The sequence below is a fragment of the Tellurirhabdus rosea genome (assembly GCF_026278345.1).
GTDB lineage: Bacteria > Bacteroidota > Bacteroidia > Cytophagales > Spirosomataceae > Tellurirhabdus > Tellurirhabdus rosea.
On record NZ_CP111085.1, the window covers coordinates 2,588,019 to 2,600,738 of the forward strand.

Consider the following 12,720-nt stretch of genomic DNA (forward strand, 5'->3'; position numbering starts at 1 on the left):
AAAAAAACGGGGCTTAAGCCCCGTGATGCGTTAACGAACCAGTTCCATCAAGTCCTTGTCATTCACCTCTTTCCGGACGTCCGCCATGTCCAGGAACCGCTTGTAAAGCGTGTCCAGCGTGGGCTTGTCGTAGCGGTAACCGAGCATTTCCAGGCGGTGTTTCAGCGCATGGCGACCGCTGCGGGCCGTGAGGACAATCGAGGAGGTCGGCACGCCCACGTCGTGCGGGTTCATGATCTCGTACGTCTCGGCCGACTTCAGGAAGCCGTCCTGGTGGATGCCGGACGAATGGGCAAAGGCGTTGCGGCCGACGATCGCCTTGTTGGCCTGCACGGGCATTCGCATCATCTGCGAGACCAGCTGGCTAACCGGATAAAGTCGCCGGGAATCTACGTTCGTATAGTAGCCCAGATCCTTGTGCACCTGCAGGGCCATCACCACCTCCTCAAGCGAAGTGTTGCCGGCCCGTTCGCCGATGCCGTTGATGGTCACCTCCACCTGCCGGGCTCCGTACTGAATCCCCGCCAGGGCATTGGCCGTGGCCAGACCAAGGTCATTGTGGCAGTGGATGGAAATGGTAGCCTTGTCGATGTTGGGGACGTGGTCGTAAATGTATTTGATTTTTGCGCCGTACTGGTCCGGGAGGCAATATCCGGTCGTGTCCGGGATGTTGACCACCGTCGCGCCGGCGGCAATTACGGACTCTACCAGACGGGCCAGAAACTCAAGGTCGGCCCGGCCCGCGTCTTCGGCGTAGAACTCAACATCGTCGATCAGGTTCCGGGCGTATTTGGTGGCGGCTACGGCCTGCTCCAGAATGCTTTCGCGCGTGCTGTTGAACTTCGAACGGATATGAATATCTGACGAGCCGATCCCGGTATGAATCCGACCCCGTTTCGCGTATTTCAGGGCCTGAGCCGCGGCATCAATGTCACCTTCCTTCGCCCGGGACAGCGCGCAGATCGTCGATTCAGAAACCGCTTTGGAAATTTCCGTCACCGAACGGAAATCTCCCGGACTGGAAATCGGGAAGCCGGCTTCGATAATGTCAACGCCCAACCGCTCCAATTCTTTGGCAACCACTACCTTTTCCTCGGTGGTCAACTGGCAACCCGGTACCTGCTCACCATCACGCAGGGTTGTGTCAAAGATGTAAATCCGCTGGCTCATAGAGTATTGTGATTTAATTTGGTTAGGTGGTTACGTAAAAAAACCCTTTCATTTTCCGAAAGGGCCGCCTTGTTCCAATACAGCACCTTTCTCACACAGCTTTTGCTGATAGGGATAGAGGCAGGTTCTGCAGTTGGTACGATCTCGTTATGTTCATTGCGAAATTTCGCTGAAGGCGTATTTACACCACAAAAATATTAAAAATATGGTGTGAGGCAAGTGGTAACTTTATTTTATTGTGCGGGAAGAAGTTCCGCTTCGAGGCGTTTAAACGGGTATCATGCGCTCAATGCGAAGTCTGATAAAATAATCTAATGCCTGATTGGAATGCATAGAATATCTTTCGGACTTCTGTAGCGGAAGCAAAATATAATTAGGAATAAAATTTTTTAAAAATCTGTACCACAAAGGGGCTTTTGCCGGAGAGGGAACGAAAAAAATCTTCCCTTTAACCTTTTTAACCCTTTGTAGTACAGAGGCTTTATCAAAAGTATTTCTTATAAATGCGCCAGTACCTGCTCGCCCATAGCCGCCGTGTTCAGAATTTTTTCTGCCTGGGTGGAAGCGTCAGCTATGTCGCGGGTCCGGTAACCGGCTTTCAGAACGGCATCAACCGCGCTGACAACGGCATCCGCTTCGGCTTTCATACCAAACGAAATGTCCAGCATCAGGGCCACCGACAGCACGGACGCCAGCGGATTGGCTACGCCTTTTCCGGTGATGTCGTGGGCTGACCCGTGGATGGGCTCGTACAATCCGGTGGTATCGCCTACCGAAGCCGAGGCGAGCATGCCCATAGAACCGGCAATCTGGCTGGCTTCATCCGTCAGGATGTCGCCGAAAATGTTACCCGTCACCACGACGTCGAAACGCTTCGGGTCTTTGATCAGCAGCATGGCGGCGGCGTCGATAAACTGGTGTTCGACCTCCACTTCCGGGTAGCGCTTTGCCACTTCCTGAACCACTTCCCGCCACAGGCGGCTGCTTTCCAGCACGTTGGCCTTGTCGACCGAACAGACTTTTTTCCGGCGGGTCATGGCGGCATCAAACGCTTTGACCGCGATGCGTTCCACTTCGTACCGGCTGTAGATCATGGTGTCGTAAGCCGTGTCGCCGTTGTCTTTCCGACCCCGTTCGCCGAAGTAAACGTCGCCCGTCAGTTCGCGGAAAAACAGAATATCCGCTCCCTGAAGGATTTCGGGTTTGATGCTCGATGCGCTCAGCAATTCGTCGAACAGTTTGATGGGGCGCAGGTTGGCGTACAGGCCCAGGGCCTTGCGAATGCCCAGCAACCCCTGTTCGGGACGTACTTTGGCGGTCGGGTCGTTGTCGTATTTGGGGTGACCAACGGCGCCGAACAGGATGGCGTCGGAGGCCTTCGACTTCGTAATGGTTTCTTCGGGCAGCGGATTGCCGGTGGCTTCGATGGCGGCGTGACCGATCAGCGCCTCGTCGTACGTGAATTCGTGGCCGAACTTCCCGGCGATTTTATCCAGGACTTGTTTTCCAACGGTGGTTACTTCCTGACCAATGCCGTCTCCGGCGATGACTACGATGTGTTTTTTCATTGTACGTGATGAGTGTTAACCACAGAGTTGCACTGAGTTTAACACAGAGTTTTTTAGAGAATAAATCGCTTAATGCCGTTGCGAAGGCTGGTAACGTTGAAATTAAGAAGATACCCGAGCTTAAAACTTCCTAGCCGCATGTACGTAAGCAGTTGAGCCGCATGCACATCCGTCAAGGCTTCCACTGATTTTAACTCAAGAACAATTCTCTTTTCAACCAGCAAATCTATGCGATACCCGCAATCGAGTTTAACTTCTTCAAAAATTAGAGGCATCGGTTTTTCTTTCTCCACAATCAAGCCCCCTTTCTGTAACTTATAGTACAGGCACTCTTTGTAAGCACTTTCAAGCAACCCAGGCCCCAGAGCAGTATGTACATCAAAAGCATATCGAAGAATTAACCCCGTCAACGCATTTGACTCTGTGATACTCTGCGCCATACCTCTGTGTGACTCTGTGGTTAACTGAAAACCTTAAATCAGAAACTCAAACAAATCCGGCTTGTCGTTCAGGTACTCGAAGGCAATCCGGGCTTCTTCCATCCGGGTCAGCAGCGGCTCGAAGTCGGCTTTAGACTTCAGTTCGATGCCGACCAGCGCCGGCCCGCGTTCGCGGTTAGTTTTCTTGGAATACTCAAACAGGGTGATGTCGTCGTTTGGCCCGAGCACGTCGCTGAGAAACTCGCGCATGGCCCCGGCCCGCTGCGCAAACCGGATGATAAAGTAGTGCTTCAGTCCCTCGTACAGCAGCGACCGTTCCTTGATTTCCTCGGTTCGGGTGATGTCATTATTGCCTCCGCCCACAAGACAAACCACGTTTTTGCCGCGAATCTGGTCTTTCAGCAAATCCAGCGCGGCGATGGTCAGCGCCCCGGCGGGTTCGGCCACGATGGCTTCTTCGTTGTAAAGCTGCAGAATCGTGGTGCAGACCTTGCCTTCCGGAACGAGTACAATGTGGTCCAGATTGGCCCGGCACACCTCGAACGTGGTTCGCCCGGCCCGCCGGACGGCGGCCCCGTCCACAAACTTGTCGATTTCTTCCAGCGTGACGACCTGCCCGGCTTCCAGCGCCGCTTTCATCGTCGGTGACCCCAGCGGCTCCACGCCGATGAGCTTCGTTTTGGGGCTGAGCTGCCGGAAAACGGTCGAGACGCCCGCCGCCAGTCCTCCGCCGCCGATGGCCATCAGCAGGTAATCAATGCGGAAGTTGGCGTCCTTGAAGATTTCCAGCCCAACGGTCCCCTGCCCTTCCATGACCTGCAAATCGTCGAAAGGGTGCACAAACGTACTGTCTTGGGTATTGACGTAGTGAATAGCGGCGTCGTAGGCGTCGTCGTAGGTATCGCCGGTCAGCACGACCTCCACAAACTCTTTTCCGAACATCCGGACCTGACGGACCTTCTGGGCGGGCGTGGTGGTCGGCATGAAAATCCGGCCGTAAACGCCCATCTTCCGGCAGGCGTAGGCGACGCCCTGGGCGTGGTTGCCCGCGCTGGCGCACACGACGCCTTTGGCCAGGGCTTCGGCGGGCAGACTCGCCATCTTGTTGTACGCCCCCCGAATCTTGTACGAACGCACGACCTGCAAATCCTCCCGTTTCAGAAAAATATGCGCCTCATAGCGATCCGACAGATTCAGGTTCTCCTGCAGGGGCGTATGCGCAGCCACCCCGCGAAGCCGTCCGGCCGCGAGGTAGATATTGTCCAGATCGGGGAATGATATGGGAGAGGGCTGCACGAGGATTGGGTTAGATTAAATGAATAATGAACCGCGGCGGCGGACCGCAATGAATAATGAATGTGCTGCCCAAGTTTAGAAACCTAACTCGGCGAAACTTCATTATTCATTGCGGTCCGCCGCCGCGGTTCATTATTCATTGTTCATTTAAAACTTAGCTCCGCTCCGGACGCAGGCTGCGTACGGCCGTACCGGCGCGCCACATTTCCGACTCGCGCAGTTCTTTCAGTTCTTCTTCCAGCTTCTCGCGGTAGTCCGGCTGTGAGTTGCGGGTGATGGAGATGTTGGCCTGCTCGCCTGACTTAACAGAGTTGTAAAGCTGTTCGAAGACGGGCTTGGTCGCGTCGCGGAACGGCTTCCACCAGTCGAGGGCACCGCGCTGGGCCGTGGTCGAGCAGTTGGCGTACATCCAGTCCATGCCGTTTTCGGCGACGAGCGGCATCAGCGACTGCGTCAGTTCTTCCACCGTTTCGTTGAAGGCTTCTGAAGGCGAGTGCCCGTTTGACCGCAGCACTTCGTACTGAGCGGCGAAGATGCCCTGAATGGCTCCCATCAGCGTACCGCGCTCGCCGGTCAGGTCAGAGGTTACTTCTTTGTAGAAATCGGTTTCGAACAGGTAGCCGGAACCGACGCCGATTCCCATCGCAATGGCTTTGGTGCGGGCGTTGCCGGAAGCGTCCTGGTAGATGGCGAACGAGGAGTTCAGTCCTTTGCCTTCAACGAACAGACGACGCAGAGACGTGCCTGAGCCTTTCGGAGCCACCAGGAACACATCGACATCCGCCGGGGGAACGATGCCCGTCTGGTCTTTGTACGTAACGCCGAAGCCGTGCGAGAAATACAGCGATTTGCCCGGCTTCAGGTATTTTTGCACCGTCGGCCACAGTTCGATCTGAGCGGCATCCGACAGCAGGAAGCAGATGATGGTTCCTTTTTCGAGGGCTTCTTCGATTTCAAACAGCGTCTGACCCGGCACCCAGCCGTCGGCCACGGCCTTGTCGTAAGTTTTTCCTTTGCGCTGGCCAACGATGACGTTGAAGCCGTTGTCGCGCATGTTCAGCGACTGGCCGGGGCCCTGTACACCGTAACCGATGACGGCAATCGTTTCGTTCTGGAGTACTTCCCGGGCCTTTTCAAGAGGAAATTCTTCGCGGGTTACTACTTCTTCTTCTACACCGCCGAAGTTGATTTTTGCCATTGGTTTAATGGTTTTGTTTGTATTGTAGGTTAATCAAAAGTTACGCAAACTGCATTGACCGGCCCTTTACAGGTAGTATTCCCACTCCGCTTCCGGCAGGTATTCGACCAGTCCTTTCTCCGTCTTGCCCACCGCCACCCGGCCCGAACGGATGAATTCCAGAATGCCGTGGGGTTTGATGTAGCTGAAGAAGTCAAAGATTTCGGCTTCCGAGCCGGTTTTTTCGATCACCACATAATCCAGACCCCAGTATTTGACCCAGGCCTTGTACTTGGTGTTGATCGTTTCGATATCAAGGGGTTTGGTACCCAGGGGCGTCGAGACCTTGAAAAGGGCGATTTCGTTGTAGACAATGTCGTCGTTCAGGTAGCCAAAAACGGCCAGCACTTCGATGATCTTCCGGATTTGCCGAACCAGTTTTTCGACCTCCTCCCGCGACTCGTGCTTGATGACAATCGTGAACCGCGAAATGCCCTTGCGTTCCGTTTCCGATACCGTCAGGCTCTCGATATTGATGCGCCGCCGGGTGAAAATGATCGTGATCCGGTTCAGCAGCCCGATGGTATTTTCGGTGAATATGCAGATAGTGTAAGTATTCATCAGAACTTTGATTACGCTGATTAAGCGATTACGCTGATTAAATGATTGACAAGGATTTAATCAGCGTAATCCCAGTTCAAGACAATCGAATATCGGCTACGCTCGCCCCGGCCGGAACCATTGGGAAAACGTTCTCTTCTTTTTCGACAATGATTTCGAGCAGGTACGGCACGTCGGAGGCCAGCAGCGTATCGAGCGAGGCCGCCAGCTCCTCCCGCGTGCTGCAGGTGTGACCCGCCACGCCGAAGCCTTTGGCAATCGTGATAAAATCTGGATTTTGCAGTTCCACGAACGAATAGCGACGATCGAAAAACAGTTGCTGCCACTGCCGCACCATGCCGAGGTAGTTGTTGTTGAGGATGATGGCCTTCACCGGCAGTTTGTTCTGCGCGATGGTGCCCAGTTCCTGCAAGGTCATCTGGAAACAGCCGTCCCCGATAATCGCAACCACCTCCCGGTCGGGAGCACCAACTTTTGCTCCAAAAGCGGCGGGCAGCGCAAAACCCATCGTTCCCAGACCACCCGAAGTAATCAGGCTATGCGGTTTGCGGTACTGGTAATACGACGAAGCCATCATCTGGTGCTGGCCTACGTCGGCCACGATTACCGCCTCTCCATTGGTCTTTTTTGACAGCAGATCGATCACCTCCGGCATTTTGATTTTGTCGCCGGTCGGCGCCAGGGCCGGCTTCTTCACCTGCTCGTATTCCTCGGCGTCAAACTTCCGGAACTCATTCCGCCAGGCGGTATGGTCGTTCGGCTTCACCAGGTCAATCAGACGGGTTAGCGCTTCTTTGGCATCGCCCACTACCGGTGCCTCGGCCTTCATGATCTTGTCGATTTCGGCCGGGTCAATCTCGATATGGACGATTCTGGCCTGCTGGGCGAAGCGAGCGGCGTTGCCCGTCACCCGGTCGTCGAAGCGCATGCCCAGGCCGATCAGTACGTCGCACTGGTCGGTCATCACGTTGGAGCCGTAATTGCCGTGCATCCCCAGCCAGCCGGTATACAGCGGATGGTCCGCCGGAAAAGCCGACTGCCCGAGCAGCGTCGTTGCCACCGGAATGCCGGTTTTTTCCACGAAAGCGAGCAGTTCCTTTTCCGCCTTTGAAATCAGAACGCCGTGGCCGACCAGCAGATACGGCCGCCGGGCGTTGTTGATCAATTCCGCCGCTTTTTCCAGCTGGTCCTGCTTGGGCACCAGGCGCGGGCGATAACTCATCACCTTTTCGCACTTTTCGTACGTAAACGGGCGCGTCATCAGCTCCTGCTGGGCGTTTTTGGTAATATCAACGACCACCGGACCCGGCCGCCCCGACTGGGCGATGTAGAACGCCTTGGCGACCACTTCCGGAATCTCATCGGCGCTGGTGACCTGATAGTTCCACTTCGTAATGGGCATCGTGACGCCGATCACGTCGGTTTCCTGAAACGCGTCGGTGCCGAGCAGTTTGCGGCCCACCTGCCCGATCAGACACACCATGGGCGTGGAGTCGATCAGCGCGTCGGCGATGCCGGTCACGAGGTTGGTGGCGCCAGGGCCCGAAGTCACCAGACAGACCCCCGCCCGACCCGTGATGCGGGCGTAGCCTTCGGCCGCGTGCGCGGCTCCCTGCTCGTGGCGGACAAGAATGTGGTTGATCCGGTCCTGGTAATCGTACAGGGCATCATAGACGGGCATAATCGCGCCGCCCGGATACCCGAAAATGGTTTCAACGCCTTCCTCCACCAGCGCCTGCATGAGGGCTTCGGCCCCCGTCAGGGGTTTGAGGAGCTTGTCCGAAGGCTGTTCGTTTATATCACTGACCACTGGTTGCATAGGTCGTTCGATTTATTTAGTCTTTAATGTCGTTTGACGACTTGGTGATAGCTACTTTTTAACAACAAGCATGATTCCAGTTGACCACGCCAGCTTCACCGGCGTCACGTCCGGTCGCTGTTCCAGTTGGGCCACCAGCGCATCCACGTTCGCCTGGTGTCCGGCCGGCCAGTTAGGCTGCGGAAGCATGTCATCAATCACGTACACCCCACCCGGCTTCAGCGCGTTCAGCGTGCAGTCCAGGTTGGCGTATTTGCCGGGCCAGGCGTCCGCGAAAATCAAATCAAACGTGTCGCTTTGCGTTTCCAGCCACTCGGCCGCATCGGTACAAATAAGCTCCAATCGGCGGTCATGGCCCAGCGCTTCGGCCGCTATGGCTTGAAACGAAGCCTCGTTATCAATCGAGATCAGCGTCGAGTCCATGTCCATGCCGTCGAGCAGCCACGAAGTCGCCAGTCCGGTGCCGGTTCCGATTTCGAGGATACGCGACTGCGGTTTGGAGGCGGCCAGCGCTTTCAGCAGGGCGCCCGTCTGCAAATCAGAGGGCATCGAAAAGCCGATCGCCCGGCTGGCTCCTTCTACAGCGGCGTAGGCCTGGGGTTGAGTATGAACCGAATCACTGAACATGACCTTAGGCTTCGTCCGTTACGCAGCCTTCGCTGGCAGATTTGACGTTGCGGATGTATTTGCCCAGAGTTCCTTTGGTAAACTTCGGTGCGGGTTGTACCCACTGCGCCCGTCGGGCCGCCAGTTCCTCGTCCGAAACGTGCAGGGTCAGCTGGCGCGTGGTGGCGTCGATCGTAATCCGGTCGCCGTCTTTTACCAGCGCAATCGGGCCGCCGTCGAACGCTTCCGGCGTGATGTGGCCCACCACAAAGCCGTGGGTTCCGCCCGAGAAACGTCCGTCGGTAATCAGCGCCACTTTATCGCCCAGTCCGGCACCCATTACGGCCGAGGTCGGTTTCAGCATCTCCGACATGCCGGGGCCGCCTTTGGGGCCAGCATTGCGGATGACGATGACGTTGCCCGGCAGAATCTCGCCTTTGGCCAGCGCGTCGATGATTTCCGACTCGTGTTCGCAGACTTTGGCGATGCCGTCAAACCGCTCGCCTTCTTTTCCGGTAATCTTGGCGACGCCGCCCTCCGGAGCGAGGTTGCCGTACAGAATCTGGATATGGCCGGTTTTCTTGATCGGCTGCGAAAGCGGAAACACGATTTTCTGGTTCTCAAAGTCGATTTCCGGAATCTCCGCCATGTTTTCCGCCACTGTTTTGCCCGTCACCGTCAGGCAGTCGCCGTGGATGAGGCCCTCTTTCAGCAGGTATTTCATCACCGCCGGGACCCCGCCGATGGCGAGCATATCTTCCATGTAATATTTTCCACTCGGCTTCAGGTCGGCGATCAGCGGCGTGCGGTCGCTGATTTTCTGAATATCATCGAGTGTCAGCGTCAGGCCGGCCGCGCGGGCGATGGCGATGTAGTGCAGCGTCGCGTTGGTCGAGCCGCCGAGGGCCATCACGATCGTCAGCGCGTTTTCCAGCGACTTTTGCGTAATAATTTCCTTCGGGGTCAGATTCAGTTCGAGCAGCCGCTTCATGGCCGCGCCGATTTTCCGGCACTCTTCCTGTTTGCCTTCGTGGGTGGCCGGGTAGCTGCTGCTGAAGGGCAGGCTCAGACCCATTGCCTCGATACTCGACGCCATCGTGTTGGCCGTGTACATGCCGCCGCAGGCCCCTGCTCCCGGAATGGCATTCTGTACCACGCCTTTAAAATCTTCGTCCGAAATATTGCCGGCAAACCGCTTTCCAAGCGCCTCAAAAGCCGACACAATGTCCAGTTTCTGTCCTTTATAATGTCCCGAGCGGATGGTGCCGCCGTAGACCATGATGGCGGGCCGCTCCAGGCGGGCCATTGCCATGATAGCGCCGGGCATGTTTTTGTCACAGCCGACAACGGCAATAACGCCGTCGTACCACTGAGCCGCCACCACCGATTCGATGGAATCCGCAATGAGGTCCCGGCTGGGCAGCGAATAACGCATGCCGTCGTTGCCGTTGGTCATCCCGTCCGAAACGCCGATGGTGTTGAAAATCAGCCCCACCATCTCGTTGGCCTGTATCCCCTGCTTGACGTAAACCGATAATCCGTTCAGGTGCATGTTACAGGTGTTGCCTTCGTAGCCTGTGCTGGCAATGCCGATCTGAGGCTTGCTCATGTCGGCTTCGGTTAGGCCGATGCCGTATAGCATGGCCTGTGCAGCGGGATTGGTTACTTCCTGGGTTAATGTCGAACTATACCGGTTAAGGGTGGGGGCGACTACGGTGGATGACATGTTTGCTGTTAATTTCCTGTTTAGTGAAATTTCGCTGAAAGCGTAATTTGCTTCAAAGAAAAGAGGTTGGCGTTAAAATGGCAAGTATTATTTGTTAAAAAGCAGCCAGAACAGAGAAACAATCCGTTTCAAGTCGCCGGAAAAGAAATGCCATTTCTATGAGAAATGGCATTTCTTTTCCGGCGACTTGAAAAGTGCTTATTTTGGACCAACTTTCGAAGACCTCATGATTACAGAAACCTCATCGCACTACGACAATCTGGAACAAATGTCAGTACAGGAACTGCTGACCAATATTAATAAGGAAGACAAGACCGTTCCGCTGGCCGTGGAAAAAGCCATTCCGCAACTCGAAGCGCTGGTGACCGAAATTGTCAAGCGGATGAAAGAAGGCGGGCGCCTGTTTTATATCGGAGCCGGTACCAGCGGCCGTCTGGGTATTGTGGATGCATCGGAATGCCCGCCCACCTACGGCGTGTCTCCCGATCTGGTCATCGGGCTGATTGCCGGGGGCGACAAAGCCATCCGTTCTGCCGTCGAATATGCCGAAGATGATGCCGAACAGGCCTGGAAAGACTTACAGGCATACCACATCGACGAACTGGACACGCTCATCGGCATCGCCGCTTCCGGTCGGACGCCTTATGTGATCGGCGGCTTGCAGCAGGCCCGTCAGGCTGGCGTTCTGACGGGCTGCATCGTCTGTAACCCGGGTTCAGCCGTGGCCCAGGCCGCCGAGTTTCCGGTGGAAATCGTAGTCGGACCGGAGTTCGTGACCGGCAGTACCCGTATGAAGTCGGGCACCGCCCAGAAACTTGCCCTGAACATGCTTTCGACCTCGGTCATGATTCAGCTTGGCCGCGTAAAAGGCAACAAAATGGTCGATATGCAGCTTACCAACCTCAAGCTGAAAGACCGGGCGGCCAAAATGGTGATGAGCGAAACCGGCGTGAGCTACGAACAGGCCGAAGCGCTGCTGCAGAAATACGGCAGTGTCCGAAACGCGGTTCAGAACCGGGACTCCGCGGAGTGAGGGTTAGTCAGGATGCCTCTTAAAAAATCATAGTCAATCGTTTCAATCTGCGTAATCCCGGTTCAGAAACCCACGCAACTTCCGCTTCCATGAAGGCCGTTATCATTTCCCAGACGCACCAGCCCGCCGAATTTACCGAAGCCGAAAAACCCGTTCCCGGCCCCGGCGAAGTCCTTGTTCAGTTGAAAGCGGCCGCTCTGAACCACCGGGATGTGTTCGTGCAGCAGGGGCTTTATCCCGGCATGAAACTGCCCGTCATTCCCGGAGCCGATGGGGCCGGCGTGGTGGCGGAGCTTGGCGAGGGTGTGGACGACCACTGGCTCGGGCAGGAAGTTATCATCAACTGCTCGCTCAACTGGGGGGAGAACCCGCATTTTTACGGACCCCACTTCAAGATTCTGGGCATGCCCGACAACGGCACCTTCGCCGAATACCTGAAAATTGAAGCCCGGTATCTGCACCCCAAACCGGCCCACCTGACGTTCGAGCAGGCGGCGGCGCTACCGCTGGCGGGGCTGACGGCCTGGCGGGCACTCATGACCCGGGCGCTGTTCCGGCCCGACGATAAGGTCCTGATTACCGGAATCGGCGGCGGCGTGGCTCTGATTGCGCTCCAGTTCGCCGTGGCGGCCGGAGCGGAGGTCTGGGTGACGTCCGGTTCCGAAGAAAAGCTGCAGCGGGCGCTCGCCCTCGGCGCGAAAGGCGGCGTCAACTACCGCGAGCCCGACTGGCACAGAACCCTTCTAGCCCAGACCGGCGGCGGCCGAACCGGCTATTTTACGGTGCTCATCGACAGTGCCGCCGGACCGGGCTTCGCGCGGCTCATCGATGTGGCCGCTCCGGGTGGACGAATCGTTTTTTACGGCGGCACCACCGGCAACATCACCGACGTGATGCCGTCCAAGATCTTCTTCAAACAGCTCAACATTCACGGCACCACAATGGGGACTGGGGAGGAATTTGCGGCGATGACCCGGTTTGTCGAAGCCAACAAGCTGGTCCCGGTCATCGATGCGATTTTTCCGTTATCAGAAACCGAACAGGCCCTCCGCCGCATGGACGAAGGCAAGCAGTTTGGGAAGATTGTTTTAGCGATCGGGCCTTAACTGATTGTCTGATTAAATGTTGCTCAAGTTTCGGGTTATTGTGCAAACGGCCCAAATAGCCAAATTTTGAGCTAAGTTATCCACATTTGGGTGTGGATAACTTAACAATATATCGGACTTTGGTGGATAACTTTTGCAAAGGCGTTAAAAGGCAGTGT

The 12,720-nt window shown here is 56.0% G+C and carries 11 protein-coding genes; 2 read left to right on the forward strand and 9 right to left on the reverse strand.

All coding sequences use genetic code 11. The annotated features are described in order from the left end of the window. Positions 1 to 30: 30 nt before the first annotated feature. From ORG26_RS10800 to ilvD, 9 genes are all read right to left on the reverse strand, one after another. Positions 31 to 1,170, reverse strand: a complete 1,140-nt coding sequence (locus ORG26_RS10800; protein ID WP_266369062.1) for a 2-isopropylmalate synthase — start codon at positions 1,168 to 1,170, stop codon at positions 31 to 33. A 497-nt stretch (positions 1,171 to 1,667) separates the two neighbouring features. Continuing rightward, complete coding sequence (gene leuB / locus ORG26_RS10805) at positions 1,668 to 2,738, reverse strand: 3-isopropylmalate dehydrogenase (RefSeq protein ID WP_266369063.1); 1,071 nt, start codon at positions 2,736 to 2,738, stop codon at positions 1,668 to 1,670. A gap of 53 nt (positions 2,739 to 2,791) precedes the next feature. Next, positions 2,792 to 3,178: a GxxExxY protein gene (locus ORG26_RS10810; RefSeq protein ID WP_266369065.1), complete on the reverse strand. Its 387-nt coding sequence runs from the start codon at positions 3,176 to 3,178 to the stop codon at positions 2,792 to 2,794. A gap of 33 nt (positions 3,179 to 3,211) precedes the next feature. Further along, positions 3,212 to 4,474 (reverse strand): threonine ammonia-lyase IlvA, encoded by a 1,263-nt coding sequence (gene ilvA, locus ORG26_RS10815; RefSeq protein ID WP_323134413.1) that lies wholly within the window; start codon positions 4,472 to 4,474, stop codon positions 3,212 to 3,214. Positions 4,475 to 4,628: 154 nt separating this feature from the next. Further along, a complete protein-coding gene (ilvC, locus tag ORG26_RS10820; RefSeq protein ID WP_266369067.1) occupies positions 4,629 to 5,672 on the reverse strand; it encodes a ketol-acid reductoisomerase in 1,044 nt (347 codons plus the stop codon). Positions 5,673 to 5,738: 66 nt separating this feature from the next. Then, positions 5,739 to 6,272, reverse strand: coding sequence for an acetolactate synthase small subunit (gene ilvN, locus ORG26_RS10825; protein WP_266369068.1), 534 nt, complete (start codon positions 6,270 to 6,272; stop codon positions 5,739 to 5,741). Positions 6,273 to 6,348: 76 nt separating this feature from the next. Beyond that, positions 6,349 to 8,091: a biosynthetic-type acetolactate synthase large subunit gene (gene ilvB / locus ORG26_RS10830; protein WP_266369069.1), complete on the reverse strand. Its 1,743-nt coding sequence runs from the start codon at positions 8,089 to 8,091 to the stop codon at positions 6,349 to 6,351. Between the two features lie 51 nt (positions 8,092 to 8,142). Further along, positions 8,143 to 8,718 carry an O-methyltransferase gene (locus ORG26_RS10835; RefSeq protein ID WP_266369070.1) on the reverse strand — a complete coding sequence of 192 codons (576 nt, stop codon included), beginning with the start codon at positions 8,716 to 8,718 and terminating at the stop codon, positions 8,143 to 8,145. A 4-nt stretch (positions 8,719 to 8,722) separates the two neighbouring features. Beyond that, positions 8,723 to 10,423: a dihydroxy-acid dehydratase gene (gene ilvD, locus ORG26_RS10840; protein WP_266369071.1), complete on the reverse strand. Its 1,701-nt coding sequence runs from the start codon at positions 10,421 to 10,423 to the stop codon at positions 8,723 to 8,725. Positions 10,424 to 10,649: 226 nt separating this feature from the next. Between ilvD and murQ the strand changes: the two genes are divergently transcribed. Together murQ and ORG26_RS10850 are read left to right on the forward strand one after the other, a co-directional pair. Next, on the forward strand, positions 10,650 to 11,456 hold the full coding sequence (gene murQ / locus ORG26_RS10845) for an N-acetylmuramic acid 6-phosphate etherase (protein WP_266369073.1): 807 nt from the start codon (positions 10,650 to 10,652) through the stop codon (positions 11,454 to 11,456). Between the two features lie 89 nt (positions 11,457 to 11,545). Beyond that, entirely contained in the window at positions 11,546 to 12,562 is a 1,017-nt protein-coding gene (locus tag ORG26_RS10850; RefSeq protein ID WP_266369075.1) for a quinone oxidoreductase family protein, read from the forward strand. Positions 12,563 to 12,720: the final 158 nt, after the last annotated feature.